The following is a 26,945-nucleotide window of genomic DNA, read 5'->3' as shown; positions in this document are numbered from 1 at the left end:
CTCCGGCATGCCCCCCTCGTCCCCCACGCCACCCACGCGCCCCTCGGCCCCGCGGCGCTTCACGCTGCCCGGCGCGCGCCTGGCGCTGGCGCTGTGGCTGGTCGCGCTGCTGGCGTGCGCGGCGGTGGTCAGCCGCACCAGCTTCACCGCCGACCTGTCCGCCTTCCTGCCGCGGCTGCCGAGCGCCGAGCAGCAGTTGCTGGTCAGCCAGTTGCGCGACGGGCTGGTCTCGCGGCTGATCCTGGTCGGCATCGAAGGCGGCGACGCCGATGGCCGCGCGGCGGTCTCGCGCGCGATGGCGGCGCAGTTGCGGCGCGATCCGCGCTTCACCGCGATCCAGAACGGCGAGCCGTTGAACCAGGACGCCGACCGCAAATACGTCTACGAACACCGCTACCTGCTCAGCCCGACAGTCACGCCGGAGCGTTTCAGCGAGCACGGCCTGGCGCATGCCGTGAACGATTCGTTCGAGCTGCTGGCCTCGTCGGCCGGCCTCTTCACCAAGGCACTGCTGCCCCGCGACCCCACCGGCGAGGTCGCCGCGCTGCTGACTCAGCTCGACGCCGGCCAGCGCCCCCAGCTGCATGCCGGCGCCTGGACCTCGCGCGACGGCAAGCGCGCGGTGCTGCTGGCGCAGAGCGCGGCCTCGGGTTCGGATACGGACGCGCAGGCGCAGGCCATCGACGCAATCCGCGATGCCTTTGCCAAGGCCGCGGCAAACGGCCCCTATCAGCTCGCGATGACCGGCCCCGGAGTCTTCTCCGTCAAGTCGCGCGACACCATCCGGCACGACGTCGAGCGCCTGTCGACCATCGGCGTGGCCATCATCGTCACGCTGCTGCTGGCGGTCTACCGTTCGGTGCCGCTGCTGGTGCTGGGGCTGGTGCCGGTACTGAGCGGCGCGCTGGCCGGCATCGCGGCGGTGAGCCTGGGTTTTGGCGGCACCGTGCACGGGCTGACGCTGGGCTTCGGCACCACGCTGATCGGCGAGGCGGTCGACTATTCGATCTACCTGTTCGTGCAGTCGGCGCAATACACGCGCAACGGCCAGCGCGACAACCGTGCCTGGCTGGGCGGGTTCTGGCCCACGGTGCGGCTGGGCGTGCTGACCTCGGTGTGCGGTTTTGCCTCGCTGCTGCTGTCGGGCTTTCCGGGACTGGCGCAGCTTGGGCTGTATTCGATCGCAGGGCTCGCGACGGCGGCGCTGGTGACGCGCTTCGTGCTGCCGCAGCTGGTGCCCGCCACGCTGCACCTGCGCGACGTGACGCCGCTGGGACGCCGCCTGGCATGGCTGGCCGAGCGTGCCCACCGGCTGCGCTGGCTGGTGCTCGTACTGGTGGTCGCGGCAAGCACCGTGCTGGCGATGCATCGCGGCACGCTGTGGGGCCGCGAGCTGGCCGGGCTGAGCCCGGTGCCCGCGAGCGAACAGGCCCTCGACGCCTCGCTGCGCGCCGACCTGGGCGCGCCCGACGTGCGCTTCCTGGTGGTGCTGTCCGGGCCCGACCAGGAAAGCGTGCTGCAGGGCGCGGAGCGCGTGGCCCACGAACTCGACCCGCTGGTGGCGCAGAACTTCATCGGCGGCTATGAAAGCCCCGCGCGCTACCTGCCCAGCGACGCGACCCAGCGCGCGCGCCAGGCCAGCCTGCCGCCGCCCGCCGAGCTGGCGCAGCGGCTGCGCGCGGCCGTCGCCGGCCAGCCGGTGCGCGCCGACCTGTTCGCACCGTTCCTGGCCGAAGCCGAGCAAGCGCGCGCGGGCCCGCTGCTGCGGCGCGAAGACCTGCGCGGCACGTCGATGGCGCTGGCGGTCGATGCGCTGCTGACGCATCGCGACGGGCGCTGGAGCGCGACGCTGCCGCTGCGCGCCCCGGCCACGGCAAATGCCGCCAAGGGTAGCGGCGGCGGCGACGGCGTCGACAGTGCCGCGGTGCGCGCCGCCGTTGCCCGCGCCGACGTGCCCGATACGCTGTTCGTCGACCTCAAGGGCGAGTCCGACCGCCTCTACGCCGGCTACCTGCGCGAGGCGCTGCTGCTGTCGCTGGCGGGCCTGCTGGCGATCGTGGCGCTGCTGGCGATCGCGCTGCGCTCGCCGCGCCGCGTGGCGGCCACGGTACTGCCGCTGGCGGCCGCCGCGGTGGTCGTGCTGGGCGGGCTGGCCGCACTGGGCCAGCCGCTGACGCTGCTGCACCTGGTGGGCCTGTTGCTGCTGGTGGCAGTCGGCTCGAACTACGCGCTATTCTTCAATGGCGCTTCAGCGGGCCAGCCTGGCGCGGCCCATTCGCCGCACACGCTGGTCTCCCTGCTGCTCGCAAACCTGACGACGGTGTCCGCCTTCGGCCTGCTGGCGCTGTCGAGCCTGCCATTGCTGCGGGCGTTCGGCCTGACAGTCGGCCCCGGCGCCATCCTGGCGCTGTGGTTCTCGGCGATCCTGGCGCGGCCCGCCACCTCCGGCAATGCCGGAAATGCCGGGACCGGTCAGGCCGGGAGTACGACATGAACCGCTTTTCCGCATCCGGCGGCGCCTGGCACGACACGCCGCCAAGCCGCCCGTGGCGCCCCAGCCCGCTGCTGTACGGCGCAGCCGCGGTCCACGTGGCCGGCATCGGCGCCATGCTCACGCATCCCGGCAGCATCGTCCCCGCATTGGCAGGCATTGCCGCCTCCCACGCGGCGATGTGCGCCGGCGGCTTGTGGCCGCGCAGCACGTGGCTGGGGCCAAACCTGCTGCGGCTGCCGCCGTCGGCACAGGATTGCGTAGCGCTGACCTTCGACGATGGTCCCAATCCGGCGCTGACGCCGCGCGTGCTCGACCTGCTCGACCAGCACGGCGCGCGCGCCACCTTCTTCTGCGTCGGCGAGCGCGCCGCGGCGCATCCGGCGCTGGTGCGCGAGATCGTGCGCCGCGGCCATGCGGTGGAAAACCACAGCATGCATCACCGCCTGCATTTCTCCGTTTTCGGACCGGGCCGGATGCTGCGCGACATCGGCGCGGCGCAGCAGGTGCTGGGCGACCTCACCGGGCAGGCGCCGCGCTTCTTCCGCGCGCCGGCCGGGCTGCGCAACCCGTTCCTGGAACCGGTGCTGTGCCGCCTCGGGCTCCAGCTGGCGGCGTGGACGCGACGCGGCTTCGATACCCGCTCCGGCGACATCGCGGCGCGCGTGGAACAACGCCTGACCGGCAAACTCGCGGGCCGCGACATCCTGCTGCTGCATGACGGCAATCCCGGCTTCGATCCGGCCGGCAATCCGCACTGCACGACGGTGCTGCCGCCCCTGCTTGCCGCCATCGACCGGGCGGGCCTGCGCTGCGTGACGCTGTGCGCAGCGATGGAATCAGGGCATGCCGACAGCGGTACCGGACAGTCGCCGACAAACTGACCGGCCCCGGCTTGTTACAATTAGACCACCCCCAAGATTCCGCAAAGCCTTGTCTCCGCTACTGTTTTCCCACTTCACGGCCACCAGCTGCATCGGTACCGGCGCAGACGCGACTTTGTCGGCACTGCGCGCGCGGCGTGGCGGCCTGGCTCCGTGCCAGTTTGGCGACGTGCGCCTGGACACCTATGTCGGTGAAGTACCCGGACTGGATGCGGTGACGCTGCCTGCGCACCTGTCGCACTTCGACTGCCGCAACAACCGCCTGGCATGGCTTGGGCTGGAAGCAGACCATTTCGCCGAACGCGTACGCGAGGCCGCGGCGCGCTATGGCGCGGACCGCATCGGTGTCTTTCTCGGCACCAGCACCGCCGGCGTGCTGCAGACGGAACTGGGCTATCGGCAGCGCGATCCAGATACCGGTGCGCTGCCGGCGGGCTTCCACTACGGCGGCACGCACAACCCCTATTCCCTGCCGGGCTTCGTGCGGGAGTACCTCGGCGTTGGCGGCCCGGCAGCGGCGGTTTCGTCGGCATGCTCGTCCGGCGCCAAGGTCTTCAGCTCGGCCCGGCGCATGATCGAAGCAGGATTGATCGACGCGGCCGTCGTCGGCGGCGTCGATTCGCTGTGCCACACCACGCTGTATGGCTTCAATTCGCTGGAGCTGCTGTCGGCGCAGCCGTGCCGCCCGTACGACGTCGCGCGCAACGGCATCTCGATTGGCGAGGGCGCGGCCTTCGGGCTGCTCGAGCGCGCCCCGGATGCGCCGGATGCCGATGCCATCCTGCTGGCCGGCATCGGCGAGTCGAGCGACGCCCACCATATGTCGACCCCGCACCCGGAAGGACTCGGTGCCCGCCTGGCGATGGAACAGGCGCTGGCCAGCGCCGGCATCGCTGCCGCACAGGTCGGCTACGTCAACCTGCATGGCACCGCCACGCGCAGCAACGACGCCGCCGAGGCGCTGGCCATGGCCGCGGTGCTGCCCGGTACGCCATGCAGTTCGACCAAGGGCGCGACCGGCCATGCGCTTGGCGCCGCCGGCGCACTGGAGGCCGTGATCTGCGCCCTGGCATTGCGCCATGGCCTGCTGCCGGCCGGCATCAACACCACGCAGCCGGATCCGGCGCTGGGCGTGAACTACCAGCTTATGAGCCGCGACGCGCCGCTGCGCTATGCCATGAGCAATGCATTCGGCTTCGGCGGTTCCAACTGCAGCCTGCTGTTCGCGCGCGCGGACGCGGCGTTTCACTGAGCCAGCGCCATGCCGCAACCCGCTTTGCACCCCGTTTTTATCGAAAGCATCGGCCTGCTCGGCCCGGGCATGAGTGGCTGGGACGCAGCGCGCGAAGTGCTGGCGGGCCGCGCGTCCTACACGCACGCGCCGACCGAACTGCCGCCGCCCGCAGGGCTGCCGCCCGCGGAGCGCCGGCGCACCGGCCCGACCGTGCGCCTGGCGCTGGGCGTGGGCCAGCAGGCCGTCGCCACCACCGGCCGCGATGCCGCGCAGCTGCCGACGATCTTTACCTCGTCGAGCGCCGACGGCCACAATTTCCACGCGATCTGCGAAGCGCTGGCCGAGCCGGATCCGCTGATGTCGCCGACGCGCTTCCACAACTCCGTCCACAACGCCACCGCCGGCTACTGGGCGATCGCGGCCGGGGCGATGCGCACCTCCAACGTGCTGTGCGCGATGGACGGCAGCTTCGGCGCCGGCCTGCTCGAATGCGCGCTGCAGGTGGCGGGCGATGCCGAGCCCTGCCTGCTGATTGCCTACGACACCGGCTACCCCGAGCCGCTGCACAGCCATCGGCCCATCCCCGACCCGTTCGGTGTGGCGCTGCTGATGACGCCGCAGCCCACGCCGCAGACGCTGGCGCAGATCGAGGTCTCGCTGACGCAGGCCGGCGCCGATACGATGCCGGATGCCGCGCTGGAAGCGCTGCGCAAGTCGGCACCGGCCGCGCGCGCGCTGCCGCTGCTGGCCGCCATCGCACGCGGCGACACCGGGACGGTGGTGCTCGATTACCTCGACAGGCTGCAGATCCGGGCCAATGTGGCCAGCCTCGGCACCGTGACCAGGGCCTGACGCCGTGAAGCTGCCCGCCTTCGTGCGCGACCGCGACTGGATTGCGGCGCGCATTCCGCACCAGGGCACGATGTGCCTGCTCGACGGTGTGCTGGACTGGGATGAAAACGTGGTGCGCTGCGTGTCCGGCACGCATGCGCGGGCGGACAACCCGCTGCGGGCGCAGGGACGGCTCGCGGCGGTCTGCGGCATCGAATACGCGGCACAGGCGATGGCCGTGCACGGCGCGCTGCTGGCGGCGCAGGAAGACAGCCCTTCGCGCCCGCGCTCCGGCTACCTGGCGTCGGTGCGCAAGCTCGAACTGCTGGTGGAGAGGCTGGACGATATCGGCGCGCCGCTGCTGGTCGAAGCGCGGCGCGTCAGCGGCGAAGGCGCCAGCGTGCTGTACGCCTTCACCGTCAGCGCGGACGGGCGGAGCTTGCTGTCAGGCCGGGCAGCGGTCATTCTCGATGCCGCCCGGCATGGCTCGCACGCCGGCTGAAGTGCCGGCAGACGACCCTTAGCGAGCGGGCAGGATCTTGCCCGAGACCGTGCCGAAGCCGACGCGGTAGCCCTCGCCCTGGCAGTAGCCGGTCATGATCACGCTGTCGCCGTCCTGCAGGAAGCCGCGCTGGCTGCCGTCGGCCAGCGTCACCGGCTCGGCGCCATTGCGGGTCAGCTCCAGCATGCTGCCGTAGGAGTCCGGCGTGGTACCCGAGATCGTGCCCGAGCCCATCAGGTCGCCCACGCGCACATTGCAGCCCGACACCGTGTGGTGCGCCAGCTGCTGTGCCATGGTCCAGTACATCGCCTTGAAGTTGGTGCGGCAGATCGTGCTCGGCGCGGGCGCTCCTTCCGGCTGCAGCGAGACTTCCAGCGCAATGTCATAGGCGTTCTTGTCCTGCTGCTGCAGGTACGCCAGCGGCTGCGGCGATTGCTCGGGATTGTCGCGGCGGAACGGTTCCAGCGCGTCCATCGTCACCACCCACGGCGAGATCGAAGTGCCGAAGCCCTTGCTGTTGAACGGCCCCAGCGGCACGTATTCCCACTGCTGGATATCGCGCGCGCTCCAGTCATTGAGCAGCACCATGCCGAACATATGCGCCGGCGCGTCGGCCGTGCTGACGGGCTCGCCCAGCGCCGACTCCTTGCCGACGATAAAGCCCATCTCCAGTTCGAAATCCAGCTTGCGGCAGGCGCTGAACACCGGGCGCGCTTCGTTCGGCAGCTTGATCTGGCCGTTCGGGCGATGCAGCGGCGTGCCGCTCACCACCACCGAACTGGCGCGGCCGTTATAGCCGATGGGGATTTCCAGCCAGTTGGGCAGCAGCGCGTTGTCCGGGTCGCGGAACATGCGGCCGACGTTGGTGGCGTGTTCCTTCGACGAATAGAAGTCGGTGTAGCCGGGGATGTCGACCGGCAGGTGCAGCGCCGCGGCGGACATCGGCACCAGCGCCTTGTCGCGCAGCGCTGCGTTGTCGCGCAGCGCTGCGTCTTCGCCGGACAGCAGCGCGGTCAGGCGCTTGCGGGTTTCGGTCCAGGCGGGCTTGCCGAGGGCGATGAAGCGGTTCAGGGTCGTTCCGGCGAAAGTGCCCTTTGCTGCGGCGGGCAGAAGGCCGGCATCATCGAGCGCGGCCAGGTCGACGATCTGGTCGCCGATGGCGACGCCGACGCGCGGCGACTGGCCTTTGACGGAGAACACGCCGTAGGGCAGGTTCTGCAGCGGGAAGTGGGTCTGGCCGTCGTTGGCGCTGTCGATCCAGCTGGTTTGGGGGGCGGTCATTGGTTCACTCCAGGATTTGTCGGGTTCAGCGGACGTTCGGGTTGAAATGCTTCTTCAGGCCTTGCCAGCAGGTGTAGTACTCCTGCTGCAGCGAGGCCGACTGCGCCGCGTACGGCGTCGGGCGGATCACGCCCGGCGTCTCGAACATGAACGCCATGGTGTTCTCGATGTGGTGCGGCGTCGAGGTATCGGCGGCGCTGGCCTTCTCGAAGGTCTCGGCATCGGGCCCGTGGCCGCTCATGCAGTTGTGCAGGCTGGCGCCGCCCGGTGCGAAGCCCTCGGCCTTGGCGTCGTAGACGCCGGTGATCAGGCCCATGAATTCGCTGGCGATATTGCGGTGGAACCAGGGCGGGCGGAACGAATCCTGCATCGCCAGCCAGCGCGGCCCGAAGATGACAAAGTCGATGGTGTCCACGCCCGGGGTGTCCGACGGCGATTGCAGCACCAAAAAGATCGACGGGTCCGGGTGGTCGAAGCTGATCGAACCGATGGTGTTGAAGCGGCGCAGGTCGTACTTGTACGGCGCGTAGTTGCCGTGCCAGGCCACCACGTCCAGCGGCGAATGGCCGATCGCGGCGCGCCACAGGTTGCCCTGGAACTTCGCCACCAGCTCGAAATCGCCCTCGCGGTCTTCATAGCTGGCCACCGGCGACAGGAAGTCGCGCGGGTTGGCCAGGCCGTTGGAGCCGATCACGCCCAGGTCGGGCAGCTTGAACAGTGCGCCGTAGTTCTCGCAGATATAGCCGCGCGCCTCGCCATCCGGCAGCTCTACGCGGAAACGCACGCCGCGCGGGATCACGACGATCTCCTGCGGTTCCACTTCCAGGCGGCCCAGCTCGGTCACCATCAGCAGGCGCCCTTGCTGCGGCACGATCAGCATCTCGCCGTCGGCGTTGTAGAAGAAGCGGTCCTGCATCGACTGGTTGGCCAGGTACAGGTGGATGCCGCAGCCGCTCATCGCTTCCGGGCCGCCGTTGCCGGCCATGGTGACGATGCCGTCGACGAAGTCGGTCGGCACCGACGGCATCGCGGGCGGGCTCCAGCGCATCTGGTTGGGCGACGGCGGCACCTGGTCGAAACGGCTCAGGAAACGCGACTGCTCGACCAGCGTGAACGGCTGGTGCATCGACGCCGGGCGGATGCGGTACAGCCACGAGCGGCGGTTGTGCGCGCGCGGCGCGGTGAAGGCGCTGCCGGACAGCTGCTCGGCATAGAGGCCATAGGGCGCGCGCTGCGGCGAATTCTGGCCCACGGGCAGCGCACCGGGCAGCGCCTCGGTGGCGAATTCGTTGGCGAAGCCGGACATGTAGCCGTGCTCGGCGAGCTGGGTGTGCGTGAGGTTCATGGTGTCGTCAGCGTTGCGGTGTCGGTCGGGGTTCAGGGACTTCTAGTGCATCCGGCCGTTGGCTGGCAGGCAGAGGGCGCGCAACAGCGCGGCCTGCACGGCTTCGGCATCAAAGGTTCGCCAGCGGGCGCAGACGTGCTGGTCGGGACGGATCAGGTAGCAGGTGCCCGGGCGGCCGTCGTAGCGGCGCGCAGCCAGGCCTTCGGCGTCGCTCACATGGCGCGGGCCATCGGGCGGTGCAGCCGGCTGGCCCGGCGGCACCACGAACAGCAGGCGCACCGGCACCGCGGCCATTGCCAGCCGGCGGCGCGCATCGTCCGGGATCTCGCTGCCGTCGCCAAAGACCAGCAGCGTGAAGGCGTTGCCCAGTTCGCCCAGTTCGCCGAGCAGCCAGCCCGGCTGCGCCTCGCCGTGGCGCCGCAGCGGCGCATCCGCGCACGGCGCACCGGGCACCATCGCGCCCGCGAACACATCGCGATCCGGCGTGTTGAGCGGCGAATCCGCCAGCACCGTGGGCAGCGACAGCCGGCCGCTATTGACCAGCTGGCGCGCAAACGCGTGACGGCGCGCGAGGCGCAGCACGGCATCGCGGAAGGTGCGGCTCACGGCGCTCTTGGGCGTGATGAAATCGGTGGAACGCGTCGAGTGGCGGATGTTCTCGTCGGCGGCGGCCTCGCGCTCGCTGGCATAACTGTCGAGCAAGGCGTCGCCAGCGCGGCCGGCCAGCACCAGTGCCAGTTTCCACGCCAGGTTCTCGGCATCCTGAACGCCGCTGTTGGCGCCGCGCGCGCCGAACGGCGAGACGCGGTGCGCGGCATCGCCGGCGAACAGCACGCGGCCGTGGCGGAAGGCATCCATGCGCTGGCAGCAGAAGGTATAGACGCTGACCCATTCCAGCGTGAAGGCCACGCCATCGCCCAGCATGGCGCGGATGCGCGGGATCACGCGCCCGGGCTGCTTCTCGGTTTCGGGGTCGGCGTCCCAGTCCAGCTGGAAATCGAGCCGCCAGACATCGTCGGGCTGCCGGTGCAGCAGCGCGGAGCGGCCCGGGTTGAACGGCGGGTCGAACCAGAACCAGCGCTCGGCCGGGAACGGCGCCGCCATCTTCACATCGGCGATCAGGAAACGGTCGTGGAACACGCGGCCCTTGCTTTCCAGGCCAAGGCCCTGGCGCACCGCGCTGTGGGCGCCATCGGCGGCCACCACATAGCGCGCTTGCAGCACGTAGTCCCCATCAGGCGTCGAGACCGTCAGCGCGACGTTGTCCTGGGCTGGCGCAACGCCGGTGACGCGATGCCGCCAGCGGAGTTCAATGCCGGGCAGTTCGGCGGCGCGTTCGACCAGGAAGCTTTCCAGGTAGTACTGCTGCAGGTTGACGAAGGCCGGCCGGCGATGGCCGGCCTCTGGCAGCAGGTCGAAGCGGTACACCTGCTCGTCGCCGAAGAACACCTTGCCGACATGCCAGCTGACGCCCTTGGCCGCGACCCGTTCGCCGCAGCCGAGGCGGTCCAGGATATCCAGCGTGCGCTTGGCAAAGCAGATGGCGCGCGAGCCGGCGGCGAGCGTGTCGTCGTCATCCAGCACGACCACGGGAACGCCGCGCTGCGCCAGGTCGATCGCCGCGGTGAGTCCGACCGGCCCGGCGCCCACCACCGCGACGGGACGGATCGCATGCGCAGCCGCCGGCTGCGAGCGTTGCTCGGCGCCAGGCTGGTACGCGAAGGTGCGTTGCGGGTTGGTGGTGGTATCCACGGCGTCTCCATGCGGCGCTGCGCTGGCGCCCCGGGGACCCTTTGGCGGGCCCTGCCGGTCTGGGTGAGTTCGGTACGGAATTACGTAATCCGTAATTGATTTACCATATCGTAATCTCGCAAGACAGGCGTGTCAAACCCGTCTCGGCGAATGCGCAAGGTGGCGCACCCACTGGAGTTGTAGGCCGGAACCGGAAAAATGGAAAAGTGTGGCCTTCAACGCGCGTCAGGCTTGGACGCGGCAGTTAATGAAGTCGGGTAGAAAAATGCAGGCAATTACCGCGCGCAGGACCGCGGCGGCGTGATAGAGGCGCCGGGCGGCGCTAGCAGCGCCCGGTCGATGACAACCGGCGCGGAGCGAGGGCCGCGCCGCGCCGGTTGCGGGATGGTGGTCTGGAACGCCATCCGCCTGCGCCGGCCCGTGCAGACGTGGCCGGCCAGGCAGCGGCCGGTTCAGACCGGCTTGTGGCCTTCGCCCGTGCCGGAGCCGAAGCCGCCGCCCTGCGCCGGTGCCGCGGCGGGTGCCTGCGCACCGCCGGCGGCCGGCTGGCCGGCCATCGAGGCTGCCGTCACGCCGCCATTGCGGCTGGCGATAAAGGCGTTGACATCTGCTGCGAGATGCTGCGGGGCCAGCACCACTTCCAGGCCCAGCGCCTCGCAGGCAGCGAGGAATGTCGACATGCGGGGATCGGCTTGCCCCGATTCTGCCCGCAGGTAGGCTTCCCGCGAGATGCCCGCTTTTCGGGCGACGTCCTCTTGCTTGAGCTTGCGCGCGCGGCGCAGCGCCCGCAGTTGCCGGAACGGTTCGCTAGCGCCTCTTGGCACGGCTGTACTGTTCATGTCGGTCTCCAGTCACCAGTGAAAAAAAGTGCGCGGACGTGCATTCGAGTATAGAGCACGCAAAGCGTTCCGTATGTAACCGCCGAAACACTTTGTGCAGATTTCTTCCAAGTCCGCAATTCGCCTCTTGCCCCGGCCGGCAAACGGAAGGCAAAAGGCCGCATCCTGCACAACATCGTCGCAACGCAGGGAGACTAACGACCCTTGGCGGTTTGCGTTGACGTCACACGCTCTGTGTACGACGTTATGGCCTTCGCTGCACAACTTCGCAAGTCGGGGCAACTACCATGCATCCGGTTTCGTTGACAAACCGACCGGTCGTGCTATTCTCCACTGCATGCAAAAGGGACAACTCACCCGCCACGCCATCATCCAGCAGGCGCTCGATACCGCAACCAAGGTCGGCTTCGAGCAGCTCTCGCTGGCCACGCTTGCCGCGGACACCAATATGTCCAAGAGCGGCCTGTATGCGCACTTCAAGTCCAAGGAGGCGTTGCAGCAGGCGGTGCTGGACCTCGCCATCGAACGCTTCGGCGAAATCGTGGTGCGGCCGGCAATGCGCCACCCGCGCGGCATGCCGCGGCTGCAGGCCATGTTCGCGGGCTACCTGGAGTGGCTGGGCGGGACGGTGACGCAGGGCCGCTGCCTGTTCATGGCGCTGGGGCAGGAATACCGGGACCGGCCGGGCACGATCCGGGACCTGGTGGTGCAATCGCTGAAAGACTGGCACAGCACCGTGGCACGCATGGCGGCCGATGCGATCGACGAAGGCCAGTTCGGCACGAGCGTGGAGCCGCGGCAATTTGCCTTCGAACTGTCCGGCATCGGCATGGCGTTCCAGCAGTCGTTCAAGCTGCTCGGCCGCGCCGACGCCGAAGCCATGGCGCGGCGTGCGTTTGGCGCCCTGGTGGCACGCGCCACCGAGGGCGCGACGCAGGTCTGAACGGAAACACCACGAAACGACATTGGCGCCGGCACTATCCAGCCGGCGGGCAACAACCTTCCGGCCGCTTTTTTTATACCAAAAAAAGCACGACTGGTCGGTCCTAAAAATGCGCGCGGAAAGCCGCCGGCTGGCACCGGCTCCGATGATGCCGCGCCAATCCAGCAACCGATTGGAGGTGCAGGTCGTGACGCAAGCAGTCTCTTCCCCTTCCCCGGCGACTTCCGCCGCCGCTGCCCCCAATGCCAGGCCAGCGGGTAACGTACCCGCCGCTCTACCCGGCTGGCAGCGGCTGCGCTGGCAGGCGGGCAGCCTGGTATCGCCATCCGCGACCGCGCGTGCGCTCGAGCGCCTCTGGTTCTCGCCGCCGCGCGCCGCCCTGACGTCGGCGGCCCGCCGCTTCCTGGACAGCGCCCGCAGCGACTGGGCCCTGGTGACCGGTCACGGGCCCAGCCGCAGGGTGCGCGTCTACCGCTGGGGCGACTCCGGTCCGGTGGTATTGCTCGCCCACGGCTGGGGCGGCCATGCCGGGCAATGGCATGCGGTGGCCGACAGCCTGGTCGCAGCCGGAATGCGCGTGGTGGCCTTCGATGCGCTGTCGCATGGCGCTTCCGATGCGGGCACGCGCGGCGCGGCGCAGACCTCGGTGCCGGAAATGTCGCGTTCGTTGCTTGCCGCCGCCTGGCATCCGGGCCGGTTCACGCCGTGGTGGCGCATTCGCTCGGCGGCGCGGCCACGGCGCTGGCGCTGCGCGAGGGCCTGCCGGCACGCGCGGCGGTGCTGGTCGGTTCGCCCGCCGATATGCACGCCGCGTGCGCGGCGCTGGCCTGGCAGCTCGGCATTGCGCCAGCGGTCCTGGCACGCATGCAGCGGCAGAGCGAGCGCTGGCTCGGCATGCCGTGGTCGGCGTTCAACGTACCGGAGATCGGGCGTTCGCGACCGGTGCCGCCGACGCTGGTGATCCACGACCGCGGCGACAAGGAGGTGCGCTGGGAAGACGGGGCCGCAATCGCCGGCGCCTGGCCCGGCGCCGAGCTGGTCACCACCGACGGGCTCGGCCATCGCCGCATCCTGCAGGACTCCGCCGTGATCGACCGGATCGCCGCCTTTGTCCGGCCCAGGGCCGCGGGCACAGTGACAGCCCCGGCGGCCGCCCTCGCAGTGAACTGAATCCGGAGGACATCATGTTCCTGGTAAGCAACGATATGACCGCCACCCTGCCCGCACGCAGTTCGCTGCGGCTGGTGGCCGATCCGGGCGAGCACGTCGCGGTGCGCTGCACCGAGGGCGAGCTATGGCTGATCCGTGACGGCGATCCGAAAGACACTTCCCTCGCCGCCAGCGAATCGTTTACGGTGCCGGAGGCTGGCACCGTAGATCTCTACGCCATCACCCGGGCCAGCGTGCGTGTCACGCGCTGCAGGACGGGAGCGGCCGGTGCGCGCGGCTGGCGGCACTGGCTTGCTCGTTTCCTGCCGATGCAACGTACCGCCTATTCGGGTACACACCGCTGAGCCCTGGACCATTCGTTGCCGGCAGGCACGCGCTTGCGCGCTGGCGGATGGTACGGATTTCAGGCGGTTAATTGCATTATTACCGACGGGTGACGTAGCGCCGCCCGCATCCAGCCCCGGCTCAGATCCGCAGCCTTGCCAGCACCGCGCGCGCGACCGGCTGCAGCCAGCCGCGCCGCCACGTGAGCGTGAAAGCGACCGCCATCGCACCGGCCATCATCGCCAGCGCCCACAGCAGCACGCCAAAGCCTGCGCCGTTGGCCGGCAGCGCGGCCGCGGCGCCCAGGGCCACCAGCGCCCAGGCCGCGCCGCGCAGGCGCCGGCGCGACCGATCCGGCAAATCGCCGCCCTGCCCCGACAGCTCGTTCCAGTGCCGCTCGGTGGCGCAGGCAAACAGCACGAAGGCGCCATACGCGCACAGCGCCAGCGCGATCAGCAACAGGTGGTCAAGCGCGTTCGGCATGCTCTGCCTCCTTCAGGTCTGATGCAGCCGCCGACCGGGCCGCTTCCACTTGCCTGACGCGGCGTGCCGTCGTCAGGGCGAGCGCGCCGGTCAGCAGCAGCGCGATATCGACACCCGCCACGGCAAACTGCCCGCGGGCCAGCGCCAGCGGCAGCCAGTCGCCGGTGGTCAGGCCGTTGCACACCGGCGCCGCCAGCGCCAGCACGGCGATCGCCAGGCATTGCTGCCGCCACGGCACCAGCGTGCGGCTGCCTGGCCGCATCGCCACGCGCGCGTGGATGGCCGTGGCCAGCCAGACCAGGAAGAACAACCCCGCCTCGATGAACTCGCGCGACGGCAGCGTCATCGGCAGCAGGCGATTGGCCACCATCATCGCCAGCATCGCGATCACCAGCCCGGTCGTCATGGCCGCGGTGACCGCGGCGGCCAGGCGCACGCCGCGCTCGCCATGGCGCGCATGGCGCTTGTCGAGCCAGTACAGCTGCCCCGTGCCAATCAGCACGCAACCGGCCAGACCGCCAAGGAAATACAGCCAGCGCAGCGGCCAGTGGTCGAAGGCGATAAAGTGCATGCCGGTCAGGAAGCGCTGCGTAGTCGCCGCGGGCTGCAGCGGCACGTGGTGCAGCAGCGCCCCGCTGGCGCCGTCGAAGTAGGCCGCGTCGTCCGCCAGGCTGACGCGGTCGCCCACCGAGCGGCTGACCTTGACCACCGCGTTGGCGTCGCCCGGGTTCCAGACGCGGATCGCCGCCGGCGCCGCCCCGCCCCAGCGTGCTCGCGCGGCCTCGACCATCGGCCCGAGCGGCGCCATCGGCGCGGCCACGCCCGCAGCCGGCCGCGAATAGCCCGATACGGCCTGTTCGTAGAAGGCATTGGGCTGCTGGTACAGCGCGTCGATGCCGGCCGGGATCAGGATCATGTAGACGATGCAGATGCCGGAGAAGGAAATCACCGCATGGAACGGCAGCGCCAGCACGCCGGTCAGGTTGTGCAGGTCGAGCAGGCTGCGCTGCAATTGCTTGCGCGGCCGGAAGGTGAAGAAATCGCGGAAGATGCGCACATGCACGATCACGCCGGACACGATCGCCGCCAGCATCGCCATCGCCGCCAGCCCCACCAGCCAATAGCCGATGTTCCACACGCGCAGGTGCAGGTTGTAGTGCAGCGGATAGAAGAAGGACGATGCCCCCAGCGTGCCGACATCCGGCAGCAGCGCGCCGGTGCGCGGGTCGGCCAGGCGGATCTGCCCGCCGGCCGCGGCATAGCGCACGCGCGCGATCATCACCGGCGTGCGCGCCTCGGGCAGCGTCACGGCCCATTCGCGCAGCGGCTTGCCCGCAGCCAGCGCGTCCACGGCGCGCGGCACCACGGTGTCGATATCGATGACGGGCGGCGCGGCCTCGATGCGCGTGGCCGGCATCATCCAGCGGTCGATTTCCCGGTCGAATACCGCGACCGACCCCATGAAAAAGGCCACCATCAGCACGCCGCCGAGCAGCACGCCGATCCAGGTATGCGCCCAGGTCATCGCCTGGCGCAGCCCGCCTTCGTGGGCGGCGGTCTTCTTCGCCGCGGCGCGGCCATTGTTCTTGCGTAGGGTCTTGCTCACGCCAGCCGCTCCCCGAGCCATTGCGCCACGCCCGCGCCGATGCCCGCGCCCGCCAGCAGCACCAGCCACGTGCGCCACAGCCGCCGCGTCACCAGCGCCCACAGCGACATCATCGGGAACAGCAGGAAGGCGAACATCGAAAACCAGAGCACCGCTTCGCTGCGCGCCAAACCGAGGCGCCAGCCAAGCACGGCGCCACCGGCGGTGACGCCCCAGGTAAATGCGTAGCTGCCGGCCAGCGCGGCCAGCGCGCGGGCGGTCATCGCCAGCGCCGGGACCATGGCGCCGCGCGACGGCAGGGATGAGGGACTATTGGTCATTGGAATATCCTGCAACACGCGGCCGGCGTAGGGGTGAGGGCCTGCCGCAACGCCACGCCGGCATTGCGCTTACATCTTCATGCGCACGGTGAACATCGCCGCGCGCGGCTGGCCCCAGATGTTGCCTTCGCGCGGGTTGTTGATCCGCGCGTAGTAGCTGCGGTCGAACAGGTTGGTCAGGTTCAGATCGGCCGAGACATGCTTGTTGAAGTCATAGCCAATTGCCGCATCGAAGGTCGCATAGCCGCCACGGCGCAGCGTGACCGCGCCGATCGGTGCCGGGAACAGCGCGGTGTTCTGCACGTGGCTGACCGCGGTCATGCCGCCGCCGATGCGCCAGCGCTTGAAGTCGCCAGGCAGGCGGTACTGCGTCCACAGCTTGAACAGGTGCTTGGGCGCGATCGCCGAGAACGCCGTGTTGAGCTGGCCGGTGCGGTCCTGCAGGTCGGTCGTGACGTTGAAGGTATAGCCGGCGTAGACGGTCCAGTTCGGCGTGATGCGGCCGCTGGCCTCCAGCTCGAAGCCCTGGCTCTTGGTCTCGCCCTGCGAAACGTAGAACGGGTTGCTCGGGTTGGTGGTGTTGACGTAGTCGACCGTGGCGCGGCCGGTCTCGCGCACCTGGAACAGCGCCACCGAGGTGTTCAGCGCGCCTTCGAAGAACTCGCCCTTCAGGCCCACTTCATACTGCTTGCCCTTGATCGGATCGACCAGGTTGCCGCTGGCGGTGAAATACTCGTCCTGCGGCTGGAAGATCTCGGCGTAGCTCGCGTAGGCCGACCAGTGCTCGGTAAAGTCGTAGATCAGCCCGGCGAACGGGGTGAACTTGGCGTTGATGTTGTCTTGCTTGGTCACGCTGGCGGTCGGCGTGTACTGGCGCGCATTGATATCCCACCAGCTCAGGCGCCCGCCCAGCACCAGCGTCACCGGATCCAGCAGCGAGAAGCGGGCGTCGCCGTAGACGCCATATTGCCGGGTGCTGGTCGTGGTGCCCGAGCCATTGGGCGTGAAGACCGGCTTGGCGAAGTCGCTGCGCGGGCTGAAGATGTTCACGACCTGCGAGAACGGTGTCGACGAGTACCGCGGGTCGCGCCGCTCCGAATCCGAGAAATTGAAGCCGATCAGCGCCTTGTGCCGGCGCCCGAACAGCGAGAACGGACCGTTGGCATAGACGTCGAAGCTGGTCTGCTCCTGCGTATAGGTCTGCTTGGCCGCGAACAGCGTGGTGGTGTTCACGCCCGGGATGACCGGCGCGTACGCATACGCCTGCTCGCGATGCATCTGGTTGTTGAGGTAGCGCAGCGCGCCCTTGACCTGCCAGCCGCTGTCGAACTTATGCTCCAGCTCGGCAAAGGCCGAGGTGGTATAGAAGTGGTCGCTGTTCCAGTCGGCACCGAGGTAGGTCGAGCGCGGCACGTCGAGCAGGCTCGCCTGGCGCGTGACCGGGTTGTAGTAGGCCGGCAGCGTCCAAGGCTGGCGGCCTTCCGAGTCCTGGTAGTTCGCGCCCACCGTCACCATGGTGCTGGGCGTGATGTCGTATTCGACCACGCCATAGAGCGCGCCGGTGCGCATATTGGCCTTGTCGATGAACGAGTCCTTGTCCTGGAACGCGCCGGTCAGGCGCGCGCGCAGCGTGCCGTCGGCGTTCAGCGCACCGCCGGCGTCGATCTCGGCGCGGTAGTTGTTCCACGACCCCACCGACAGCGCCCCCTGCACCTGCGTCTCGCGCGTGGGCTTCTTGCGCACCAGGTTGATCGCGCCGCCGGTCTTGCCGGCGCCGGACAGCAGGCCGGACGGTCCCTTCAGCACTTCGACGCGGTCGATCATCGACAGGTCGGGCTGCACGGTGTTGCGCCAGTCATACTTGGTCGGCACGCCGTCCAGCAGGAAGGTGTCGATCTCCAGGCCGCGCGAATAGTAGATGGTGCGTTCCTGATCGCGCTTCTCCACGAACACGCCGGTGGCCTGCGCCAGCGCATCTTCCAGCGTCACCAGGTTCTGTTCCCGGATGCGCTCGCTGTTGACCACGGTCACCGACTGCGGGACTTCGCGCGCGGTCAGCGGCACCTTGCTGCCGGCCGTGGTCGGCGGGTTGATCGGGTTTTCGCGCGCGCCGTTGACTGTCACCGCGGGCAGTGCGGGCTCTACCGGGCGTGCGGCGCTGCCCGTGGCGGCAGCGGCGGTGGCAGGCGTGGTCCCCGTGGTGGCTTCCTGCCCCAAAGCCGATGCGCTGAAGACCAGGCCGACCGCGGCCGGGATCCAGCGCATGGCGGTGCAGCACGACATTGCGGCCCCGTTCCGTGCTGCCCGCGCGCGTGCGTTCGCGCGTCTGTTGCTGTGTTTCATGCCCTTCTTACTCCCCTGCTCTGTTGTGTTAAAGAAACTGGCCATGCGCACCGGCCGGCGGACGAATGGCCCGCCGCCGCTGCGCGCTCTTGTTCTTGTATTCAGTGCGCGCCGGCATGCGCCACCCGCGCGGGGCGGCTTCGCGGCGGCTCCGGCGCCATCACGCGTGCTTCGCCCTCGCCAGTGCCGAGCACCGCCGCGACAATCTCCTGCGCGCGCACGGCCAGCACCGACAGCAACGTGTCCGACAGCCCGTGCGTGGCTTCGCAGCAGCCCTGCAGGAACACGCCGGCCTGGCAGCCCGGCGCCATCTGCAGCCGGTAGTCGCGGTCGGCCTGGAAGCCCCTGGCGTCGTCCAGGTAAGACGCCAGCGGCGCCAGCAGCGACTGGTGCAGCTCGCGCCGGTAGCCCGTGGCGAGGATCACCGCGTCATAGCGCTGCAGCTGGTGCGCGCCGTCGTCGCGGCGCGCGATGTCGAGCCGCACGCCGTCGGCGTCGGCCTCGGCGTGGCGCGCCTCGCAGCCGGCCAGCAGGCGGTGGCGCACCTTGCCGGTGACCTTCTGCTGGTACAGCACTTCATAGATGGCTTCAATCAGGTCGGTATCGACCACCGCGTAGTTGGTGTTGCCGAATTCGTTCAGCAGCTGCTCGCGCTCGTTGGGCGCGCGCGAGAACAGGTAGTCGATATAGCGCGGGTTGAAGATCTCGTTGACGAACGGGCTGTCATCGGCCGGCTTGAGCGCCGGCGCCCGGCTGACCAGGTCGACCTCGATACTGCCTTCGCGGCCGTGCAGGTCGAGGAAGATCTCGGCGGCGCTCTGCCCCGAGCCGATCACCGCGACCCGCCGCACCGGTCCCGACTGCCCGAGCCGCTCCAGCGACTCCAGGTAGTTCGACGAATGGAACACACGCGCATGCCCGCGCAGCGGCACGAAGGTATCGGGAATGCTGGGCGCGCCGCCCACGCTGACCACCACGTTGCGCGCGCGGCGCACCGTCAGCGCGCCGTCCGCCGCGCGAGAGGTCACGCGCAGGCATGCCAGTGCGCCATTGCCGCTATTCGCGCCGGCGCTCTCGGGCTCGACCGACACCACTTCCTCGCCATAGTGGCAGCTGTCGGCAAAGTCAGCCGCCACCCACGACAGGTAGTCGTTGAACTCGTAGCGGCTCGGGTAGAAGGTGCGCGTGTTGATAAAATCCAGCAGCCGCTCGCGCTCGTGCAGGTAGTTGATGAAGGTGTAGCGGCTGGCCGGGTTGCGCATCGTGACCAGGTCCTTCAGGAACGAGATCTGCATGCGGCTGTTGTCGAGCAGCATGTTGCCGTGCCAGACAAAGCCGGGCTTCTTCTCGATAAAGCCGAAGCGGAACGGCGCCTGCTGCGGCAGCATCTCGCGCAGCGCAACGGCCAGCGCCAGGTTGGACGGGCCGAAGCCGATGCCGAGCAGGTCGAGCACAGGCGGTGTGCCGGTATCCACGCGGGCACCGTTCGCGGCGAAGGTCGAAGCTGGGTAGAGCATTGGGGTCTCCTTGCGCGGCGGGTTCAGGCAGCCAGTGCTGCAAGTGCTGCGCAGGCTTGCGCCGGCGCCTCTTCCTGCGGCACCCACAGGCGCTCGCCGAAGAAGCGTTCGCGCAGCAGCATCACCAGCATGGCGCGCTTGTGCGGGAAGTCGAAGGCCTTGACCTTGGCAAAGCCGGAGCGGTCCAGGTTGCGGATCTGCTGCACATGGTCGATGCGCGGCTCGCCGACGATGCGCTGCGTGCGCGGATCGTCGAGGAAGATGTAGTGCATCAGCGACGGCAGCCAGGCGCTGATATACGCCTTGCCGCGGATCGCGCCGTCGCCGATCAGCACGTGCCAGCCGCGGTCGAAGTCGTCGGCGTCGTAGTAAGGGCCGATGCGGTTTTCGCGGGCCCAGTACACCTCGAAGTAGGCGAAGGGCTTGCCGTCCAGGCAGCCGATCAGCGGGATGGTGTGCGGGTCGTCGAGCTGCGCCTGCAGGTAGCCGCGATGCCTGGCGAGGTCGCCCGCCTCCTGCCAGAACACCGCCACGCGCGGGTCGTTCATCCAGCCATGGAAGCACTGCAGGTCGGCATCGAGGTCGGCTACCCGCATCGAGAACACCTGGTTTAGCCAGGGAATATGGCGCGCATAGACCTGGCCGCCCGGCTTGGGCGCGCGCAGCGGATGGCGCTTGCCCGCGCTCATGGCGTACTGCAGCGGGAAATCGCGGCCCGAGGTGCCGGTGTGCCACAGCGCCGGCAGCTGCCACAACTGCTCGACGCGCGAAACCAGCTGGCTGTTGGCATCGCGTACGGCGCTGCCTTCGCGCAGCATCGCGGCGGCCAGGGCGTCGGGTACGTCCAGCGCGATCGCTTCGGCGGCAGGCGTGCGCGCCAGCGCTGCTTCGCAGGCGGCGAAGGTGGCGGCGCGTGCCAGCGGGTGGTCCGGCGCGGTGCCGGCAAGCGCGATGCGGGGCTGCGCGCCCGGCGTGAACTGCCACGCCTGCAGCGGCGCGCCGTGCAGGCTGAGCTGTAGCGTCGCACCGTCCCAGCGGCTTTGCAGGATGGCGGAGGCTGCTGTGGAATCGGACGACCACGGCTGGCCGGCGACGGCGTGGGTCATCGAAGACGCGTTGCTTTGCATTTGAGCTGACTCCCTCTGAATGTTGGCGCGCGTCATGCGGCGGCCTGTTGTTGGTTGTTGCCGGCGTCGATGCCGGCGCTGGCGCTGTCGGCGCGGATCACGCCGCTGTCGCAGCGGATCACGCGGTCGGCCACGTGGAAATAGCGGTCGTCGTGGCTGACCGCGACGATGGTCTTGCCGCTGCGCTTGAGTTCCGGCAGCAGCGATTCATAGAAGTAGGCGCGGAATACCGGGTCCTGGTCGGCGGCCCATTCGTCCAGCAGCAGCACCGGCCGTGCCTCGACGTAGGCCGCCAGCAGCGCCAGCCGCTTGCGCTGGCCCTGCGACAGCTGCGTGGTCGACAGCAGGTCGTCGCGGATCGCGACCTTGTGGTCCATGTGCAGCCGCTTCAGGAAGGCATTGGCCACCGCGGCATCGAACTTGCCGTCCGGACCCACCAGCCGCGCGAACAGGTGCGCGTTGGAGAACACCGTGGCGAAATGGCTGCGATACCAGGGCAGTTGCGCCGCACCCACTGCCGCGCCGGCCAGCGAGACACTGCCGTCCGTGGGCTGGTACAGGCCCGCCAGCAGCTTCATCAGCGTCGATTTGCCGCTGCCGTTGCCGCCGACGATGAACACGGTCTCGCCGGCGGCCAGCGTCAGCGACACCGGGCCCAGCCGGAAGCCGCGCTCGTCGCCTTGCCCGGGGTAGTCGTAGCGCACGTCCTGCAGCGCCAGCAGCGGCATGCCCGGAGCCGGCACCGTCGCGTTGTGGCTGGCATGCAGCAGCGCGAAGTCTTCCGTGTACGGCGCCAGCCGCAGCGTGTCGATCTTGCGCAGCGCGACGTTGCCGGTCATCAGGATCGGCAGCGTGCCGACGAGGTCATTCAGCGGCATGCGCAGGAACATCAGCACCAGCACGAAGGCGGTGATGCGCTCGCGGGCAATGCCCAGCGCATCGCCCGCGATAAAGATCGCGCAGGCCAGACCCAGGATCAGCGCCGCGGTGAACGACAGGCTCAGCACCCAGTAGCGGTCGGCGCGCACTTCATGCGCGCGCGCAAACTCGGCGGCGGGCTCGAAGTCGCGCTGGTAGAAGCCCTGCTTGCGCCAGGCATTCAGCGCAAGTTCATAGCGGCCGTCGATGGCGCCCTGGTAGCCGGCGTAGAGGCGGTCGTCGGTGTCGCGCACGGCCTTCATCAGGCCGCGCATGCGCAGCACCCAGCGCTGCGCCAGCAGGACGCCGCCGCCCAGCACCGCGGCGCCGAGCACGAACAGTTGCCACGACAGCCACCCCAGGTACAGCAGCCCGCCCGCCACCAGCACGCCGTTGTAGAACACGAACGGCACGCGATTGAAGGCCATGCCGATCGAGGCGATGTCCTTGGTCAGCGTGGCATAGACGGTGGGGCCGCCGATCGCTTCCAGGCGCTCGACATCGGTATCGAGCACGCGCTTGAGCATGCGCATGCGCATGTCGTAGACCACGCGGTGGCCCAGCGCGGTCAGCAGCGCCTGCGAGCCGAAGCCGCAGCCGAACAGCACCGCCAGCAGGCCGAGCAGGATGCCGATGCGGCCGGCCTCCATGACTTCCAGCCCTGCCGGCGCGGCAATCATGCGGTTGATCCCGGCGATCAGCGCGATGCCGGCGAACGCGCTGCAGGTACCCGCGGCCAGCGCCAGCAACAGCAGGCCGCCGAAGCGGCGGCGCAATGACAGGAACAGGTTCACAGGGTCTCCAGCAGGTCGTTCATGAAGGCCAGGTCGGCATCGGCATCGCGCCGGCCGGCCTGGTCGATCGCCGCGGCCATGTCGCGCAGCGCCGGCGCGGCGAACAGCGCCGGCAGCGCCAGCTCGCACGCCATCTGCTCGCGGATGCGGGTCTGCAGCCGCACCAGCAGCAGCGAGTGGCCGCCCAGCAGGAAGAAGTCGTCATCGGCGCCGGCTTCGGTCACGCCCAGCACCGCGCACCACAGCCCGGCCAGCGCGTGCTCGGTCGGCGTCGACAGCGCGGCCGCGGCGCGCGGCGCTGCCGGCTCCGGCAGCGCCTGGCGGTCGACCTTGCCGTTGGCGTTGAGCGGCAGCGCGTCGAGGCGCGTCAGGCTGGACGGCACCATGTAGCCGGGCAGTTGCTCGCGCAGGCGGGCCAGGATGGCGTCGTCGGTCGCGTGCGCCCCCGCCACGTAGTAGGCGCACAGCCGCGCCATGCCATCGGGGCCGGGGCGGGCCACGCACACGGCGTGCCGCACGCCCGGGCAGGCGGCCAGCACCGCCTCGACCTCGCCTGGCTCGACGCGGAAGCCGCGCACCTTGACCTGGTGGTCGCGGCGGCCGAGGAACTCGACGATGCCGTCGGCACGCTTGCGCGCCAGGTCGCCGGTGCGGTAGAGGCGGTCGCCCGCCATGGCGCCGGGCGAGCCTTGATGGAACGGGTTGGGCACGAACGCCGCGGCGGTGCGCGACGGATCGGCGGCATAGCCGCGCGCCAGCCCGGCGCCGCCGATGTAGAGCTCGCCGGCCACGCCTGCGGGCACCGGCTCCAGGCGCGCGTCCAGCACGTAAAGCTGGTTGTTGGCGATCGGATGCCCGACCGGCGCCACCGCCCACGCGGGCATGCCTGCGCCCTCGCCCGCCAGCGCATGCGCGGCGGACCAGACCGTGGTCTCGGTCGGGCCGTAGACGTTGCAGACCTCGGCGCCGCGCGCCAGCAGCGCAGTCGCCAGCTCGCGCCCCAGCGCCTCGCCGCCGCACAGCACGCGCAGGCCCTGCCACGCGGGCGTGGCCTGCGTGACCAGCATCTGCCAGGTGGCGGGCGTGGCCTGCATCACGGTGATGCCATAGGCGGACATCAGCGCCGCCAGCCGCGCCGGATCGCGCGCGTCGTCGCGCGTGGCGATTACCACGCGGGCGCCGCTGGCCAGCGGCAGGAACAGTTCCAGCCCCGCGATATCGAAGCCCAGCGTGGTCACCGCCAGCAGGCGGTCGTTGCCGTCCATCGGCACCACCGGCGTCATCGCGCGCAGGAAGTTGGCAAAGGCCGCGCGCGAGATCTGCACGCCCTTGGGCGTGCCGGTCGAACCGGAGGTGTAGAGCGTGTAGGCGAGCTGCGCCGGATGGCAATCCAGCGCCGGGGCGATTGCAGGCGCCGCATGCCACGGCGGCGTGTCGCCGTCGACCAGCACCACGCCGGCACTGTCGCCCAGCGCGGCACGCGTGCCTGCCGCCGCCAGGATCAGGCGCGGGCTGGCGTGGCGCAGGATGTGGGCGTTCCGCGCGGGCGGATGATGCGCGTCGATCGGCAGGTAGGCGGCGCCCGCCCTGAGGATGCCGAGCAGCACCGCCACCAGCGCCGGCGTGCGCGGCAGGCAGACGCCGACCAGGGTATCTGTGCGCACCTGCTGCCCGGCAAGCCAGTGCGCGATGCAGTTGGCGCCGGCTTCCAGCTCCGCATAGGTCAGGCTGGCACTGCCGTCGGTGATGGCGATGGCATCCGGCGTGGCCGCGGCGGCGCGGGCGATGCGGGCCACCACGTCGTCGGCGGCGTCGAGGGCCAGGCCAGTGTCGTTGGCGCTAGCCAGCGTCCGGGCGCGCTCGCCTGCGTCCATCAGCGGCAGCGCGCCGAGCGGCACGTCGGGAGCCGCCAGCATCGCGCCGAGCAGCTGCTCGTAGTGCCGGGCCATGCGTTGCGCCGTCGCTTCGGCGAACAGCTCGGCATCGAATTCGAGCGTGGCCAGCACGCGCGTCGCGCTGGCCTGCAGGTCGAGCGTAACGTCGAACTTGGCGCTGTCGTCGGGCACCGGCAGTGCGCTCGCCTGCAGGCCGGGCAGCGCAAGCGACGCGGCTTCGCCCATCTGCAGGTTGAACAGCGCCTGGAATACCGGCGTGCGGCTGGGGTCGCGCGCCGGTGCGAGCTTGTCGACCAGCAATTCGAACGGCAGGTCGGCATGGTCGAGCGCGGCGCGGGCGTCGTCGCGCACCTGCTGGCACAGCGCGCGGCCGGTCAGGCCAGGCGCCAGCCGCGCGCGATAGACCTGGGTGTTGATAAAGCAGCCGACCAGTTCGTCGAGTTCTTCGTGGGTGCGCGCGGCGTTGGGCACGCCGACCGCGAAATCGGACTGGCCGCTGTAGCGCGCCAGCAGCGCTTGCCAGGCCGCCAGCAGCACGGCGAACGGCGTGGTGCGGCCGCCGCCGGCGGTGCCGCTGCAGTAGTCCCGCAGCGCCGCCGCCACGCCATCCGACAGCGTCCAGCGGATGCGCCCGCCCTTGCCGGCCGGGCGCGCCGGACGCGGCGCGTCGAGCGGCAGTTCCAGCGCGGGAATGGCCGTGCCCAGCCGCTGCGCGCAGCGAGCCAGCGCGGCGTCGAGCGCGGGGCCGGCCAGGCGCTCGCGCTGCCAGGCGGCATAGTCCGCGTATTGCACGGGCAACGGTGTCCAGCCCGGGTCGGTGCCATCCAGCGCGGCGCCATAAGCGCATGCCAGGTCGCGCGCCAGGATCGGATTGGACCAGCCGTCGGAAACGATGTGGTGCATGGCCATGACCAGCACATGGGCGCCGTCATCCAGCCGGGCCACGGTGACCCGGAAAGGCGCGGCGGCGTGCAGGTCGAACACGCGCGCGGCTTCACTGCGCAGCAGCGCGTCGACCTCGCCTGCCGGCAGGTCGAGCCACTGCACGGGTGGCGCCATATTCGCCATATCGCTGACCAGCTGGCACGGCTCGCCGTCGCCGGACGAGAATCGGGTACGCAGCACGGCGTGGCGCGACGTCACCAGCGCCAGCGCCCGCTCCAGCGCCGGCGCCGATAGAGGCCCGTGCAGGCGCCACGCGCGCACCAGGTTGTAGGCGGTGCTGTCCGGCGCGTAGCGCTGCAGGAACCACAGCCGCTGCTGGGCGAAGGAGAGCGGCGCCGGGCCGTGCGCGGCGCGCGCTCGAATCGTCAAATCGGGCTGCGTCATCGGGTCTTCTCCGGAGCGGCGATGCAGGCGCCGGTGGCCTGGCTGCCTCGACCCGCGCTGGCCCGCCGTGGACCCGGCATGGCCGCAAGCGCTTCGCCACCGCCGCGCTGCCACGGCTGCCGGTCAGGAAAGCGCCCGGGTACGGGGTTGTCTCTACAAATGCAATTGCGAATATACCTGATAATCATTCTCATCTTCAACTTGAAAGATGGCGTTGGATGCACAAATACAACGCCGTTCAGGGCTGCCTCTTGTCTGCTCTACTACCGCTACCGCTGTTGCTTGAACTGTTTCCGGGGCCGTTGCGGCAATACGCCGAAGCCGTGGCGGCCGGCCCGCCCGCGCCTGCGGACATCGCCATTGCCGCGCTCGGCTCCTCGCCCGCCGGCCCCCCTCGCGCGTGCGCTGCAGCTCAGCGCCGCGCACCACGGCAGCATCGACTCGCGCGTGACCGGCTCGGTCTGGGCGCGGCATGGCTTCTCGTCGCTGCTGCCCGGCGTGGTGGCCGCCGCCGCGCTGGCGCACCACGTGCTGCCGCTGCGCGACGCCGCGATCCGGGCCGACCGGCGCGGCCGCGCCGTGACGCTGTTGTTGCCGCATGGCGGCGAGGCGCTGCACCGGGCGCCGCCGCACCAGCGCTACGGCCCGCTGCTGGACGACCTGCTGGCGCCGCTGGTGCAGGCGCTCGCCGCGGCCAGCGGCGCGTCGCCGCGGCTGCTGTGGGCCAATGCCGGTGCCGTCGTCGCCGAGGTGTTCCGCCACGCGCCCGCCCTGCTGCAGCCGGGCCTGCCGGCCACCGAGGCGACGCTGGCGCAAGATGCCGCGTGGCTGATGGACACCCGCACGCGCCCCGACGGCCGCGACAACCCGCTGCATGCGCCGATGCGCGCGCACCGCGTCACCCGCGACGGCACCACCACCACGCTGTGGCTGCGCCGGCTGTGCTGCCTGCGCTACCGGCTGCACGGCTTCCCGCTGTGCGGGGACTGCCCGCGCCGCCTGCTGCCGAGCTGAAAC

At 70.0% G+C, this 26,945-nt stretch carries 20 protein-coding genes and 1 pseudogene; 9 read left to right on the top strand and 12 right to left on the bottom strand.

Annotated features, from left to right (window positions below; all coding sequences use genetic code 11):
- Positions 1-7 precede the first annotated feature (7 nt).
- The 5 genes from AC5WJ1_RS25955 to AC5WJ1_RS25935 are packed head-to-tail and all read left to right on the top strand — an operon-like array spanning position 8 to position 5,942.
- Positions 8-2,494: an MMPL family transporter gene (locus tag AC5WJ1_RS25955; RefSeq protein WP_195427847.1), complete on the top strand. Its 2,487-nt coding sequence runs from the start codon at positions 8-10 to the stop codon at positions 2,492-2,494.
- On the top strand, positions 2,491-3,375 hold the full coding sequence (locus tag AC5WJ1_RS25950; RefSeq protein ID WP_195427848.1) for a polysaccharide deacetylase family protein: 885 nt from the start codon (positions 2,491-2,493) through the stop codon (positions 3,373-3,375). Before AC5WJ1_RS25955 ends, AC5WJ1_RS25950 begins: the two co-directional genes overlap by 4 nt.
- A 49-nt stretch (positions 3,376-3,424) precedes the next feature.
- Complete coding sequence (locus AC5WJ1_RS25945; RefSeq protein ID WP_135702881.1) at positions 3,425-4,627, top strand: beta-ketoacyl-[acyl-carrier-protein] synthase family protein; 1,203 nt, start codon at positions 3,425-3,427, stop codon at positions 4,625-4,627.
- Between the two features lie 9 nt (positions 4,628-4,636).
- Positions 4,637-5,461, top strand: a complete 825-nt coding sequence (locus AC5WJ1_RS25940; protein WP_494476687.1) for a beta-ketoacyl synthase chain length factor — start codon at positions 4,637-4,639, stop codon at positions 5,459-5,461.
- A gap of 10 nt (positions 5,462-5,471) precedes the next feature.
- Positions 5,472-5,942, top strand: coding sequence for a hotdog family protein (locus tag AC5WJ1_RS25935; RefSeq protein WP_494476982.1), 471 nt, complete (start codon positions 5,472-5,474; stop codon positions 5,940-5,942).
- An 18-nt stretch (positions 5,943-5,960) separates the two neighbouring features.
- On the opposite strand, the gene fahA is transcribed toward AC5WJ1_RS25935, so the two are convergent.
- The 4 genes from fahA to AC5WJ1_RS25915 all read right to left on the bottom strand — a co-directional run bounded on the left by fahA (position 5,961) and on the right by AC5WJ1_RS25915 (position 11,159).
- Positions 5,961-7,223 (bottom strand): fumarylacetoacetase, encoded by a 1,263-nt coding sequence (gene fahA, locus AC5WJ1_RS25930; RefSeq protein ID WP_135702883.1) that lies wholly within the window; start codon positions 7,221-7,223, stop codon positions 5,961-5,963.
- 25 nt (positions 7,224-7,248) lie between these two features.
- Positions 7,249-8,568, bottom strand: a complete 1,320-nt coding sequence (hmgA, locus tag AC5WJ1_RS25925) for a homogentisate 1,2-dioxygenase (RefSeq protein WP_133094435.1) — start codon at positions 8,566-8,568, stop codon at positions 7,249-7,251.
- A 42-nt stretch (positions 8,569-8,610) separates the two neighbouring features.
- Positions 8,611-10,320, bottom strand: coding sequence for an FAD-dependent oxidoreductase (locus AC5WJ1_RS25920; protein WP_494476686.1), 1,710 nt, complete (start codon positions 10,318-10,320; stop codon positions 8,611-8,613).
- A gap of 452 nt (positions 10,321-10,772) precedes the next feature.
- Complete coding sequence (locus AC5WJ1_RS25915; protein ID WP_133094433.1) at positions 10,773-11,159, bottom strand: helix-turn-helix domain-containing protein; 387 nt, start codon at positions 11,157-11,159, stop codon at positions 10,773-10,775.
- 337 nt (positions 11,160-11,496) lie between these two features.
- Between AC5WJ1_RS25915 and AC5WJ1_RS25910 the strand changes: the two genes are divergently transcribed.
- The 3 genes and pseudogenes from AC5WJ1_RS25910 (at position 11,497) to AC5WJ1_RS25900 (ending at position 13,616) form a co-directional block, all read left to right on the top strand.
- Positions 11,497-12,102 (top strand): TetR/AcrR family transcriptional regulator, encoded by a 606-nt coding sequence (locus AC5WJ1_RS25910; protein ID WP_494476685.1) that lies wholly within the window; start codon positions 11,497-11,499, stop codon positions 12,100-12,102.
- 187 nt (positions 12,103-12,289) lie between these two features.
- Positions 12,290-13,272 (top strand): annotated as a pseudogene (locus AC5WJ1_RS25905) (alpha/beta fold hydrolase).
- A 14-nt stretch (positions 13,273-13,286) separates the two neighbouring features.
- On the top strand, positions 13,287-13,616 hold the full coding sequence (locus AC5WJ1_RS25900) for a DUF2917 domain-containing protein (RefSeq protein WP_133094430.1): 330 nt from the start codon (positions 13,287-13,289) through the stop codon (positions 13,614-13,616).
- Between the two features lie 121 nt (positions 13,617-13,737).
- Here the strand turns inward: AC5WJ1_RS25900 and AC5WJ1_RS25895 are convergent, their stop codons facing one another.
- From AC5WJ1_RS25895 to AC5WJ1_RS25860, 8 genes are all read right to left on the bottom strand, one after another.
- Positions 13,738-14,079 (bottom strand): DUF3325 family protein, encoded by a 342-nt coding sequence (locus AC5WJ1_RS25895; protein WP_135702887.1) that lies wholly within the window; start codon positions 14,077-14,079, stop codon positions 13,738-13,740.
- Positions 14,063-15,685 (bottom strand): PepSY-associated TM helix domain-containing protein, encoded by a 1,623-nt coding sequence (locus tag AC5WJ1_RS25890; RefSeq protein ID WP_494476684.1) that lies wholly within the window; start codon positions 15,683-15,685, stop codon positions 14,063-14,065. The genes AC5WJ1_RS25895 and AC5WJ1_RS25890 overlap by 17 nt, the downstream gene beginning before the upstream one ends.
- Positions 15,682-16,005: an iron uptake protein gene (locus tag AC5WJ1_RS25885; RefSeq protein ID WP_135702889.1), complete on the bottom strand. Its 324-nt coding sequence runs from the start codon at positions 16,003-16,005 to the stop codon at positions 15,682-15,684. The genes AC5WJ1_RS25890 and AC5WJ1_RS25885 overlap by 4 nt, the downstream gene beginning before the upstream one ends.
- A gap of 69 nt (positions 16,006-16,074) precedes the next feature.
- Positions 16,075-18,288 carry a TonB-dependent siderophore receptor gene (locus tag AC5WJ1_RS25880; protein ID WP_494476683.1) on the bottom strand — a complete coding sequence of 738 codons (2,214 nt, stop codon included), beginning with the start codon at positions 18,286-18,288 and terminating at the stop codon, positions 16,075-16,077.
- 161 nt (positions 18,289-18,449) lie between these two features.
- Positions 18,450-19,865, bottom strand: a complete 1,416-nt coding sequence (locus AC5WJ1_RS25875; RefSeq protein ID WP_494476682.1) for a lysine N(6)-hydroxylase/L-ornithine N(5)-oxygenase family protein — start codon at positions 19,863-19,865, stop codon at positions 18,450-18,452.
- Positions 19,866-19,888: 23 nt separating this feature from the next.
- Positions 19,889-20,971: a GNAT family N-acetyltransferase gene (locus tag AC5WJ1_RS25870; protein ID WP_494476681.1), complete on the bottom strand. Its 1,083-nt coding sequence runs from the start codon at positions 20,969-20,971 to the stop codon at positions 19,889-19,891.
- A 53-nt stretch (positions 20,972-21,024) separates the two neighbouring features.
- On the bottom strand, positions 21,025-22,704 hold the full coding sequence (locus AC5WJ1_RS25865) for a cyclic peptide export ABC transporter (protein WP_494476680.1): 1,680 nt from the start codon (positions 22,702-22,704) through the stop codon (positions 21,025-21,027).
- The gene (locus tag AC5WJ1_RS25860; protein ID WP_494476679.1) at positions 22,701-25,928 is read right to left on the bottom strand and encodes a non-ribosomal peptide synthetase; all 3,228 of its coding nucleotides are present in this window, start codon (positions 25,926-25,928) and stop codon (positions 22,701-22,703) included. Before AC5WJ1_RS25860 ends, AC5WJ1_RS25865 begins: the two co-directional genes overlap by 4 nt.
- Before the next feature lie 360 nt (positions 25,929-26,288).
- On the opposite strand from AC5WJ1_RS25860, the gene fhuF reads away from it, so the two are divergent.
- A complete protein-coding gene (gene fhuF, locus AC5WJ1_RS25855; protein ID WP_167884543.1) occupies positions 26,289-26,942 on the top strand; it encodes a siderophore-iron reductase FhuF in 654 nt (217 codons plus the stop codon).
- The last annotated feature ends 3 nt before the right edge of the window (positions 26,943-26,945 follow it).

This window comes from Cupriavidus sp. MEYA8, from assembly GCF_059278825.1.
This window is presented reverse-complemented; position numbering and strand designations above follow the sequence as displayed.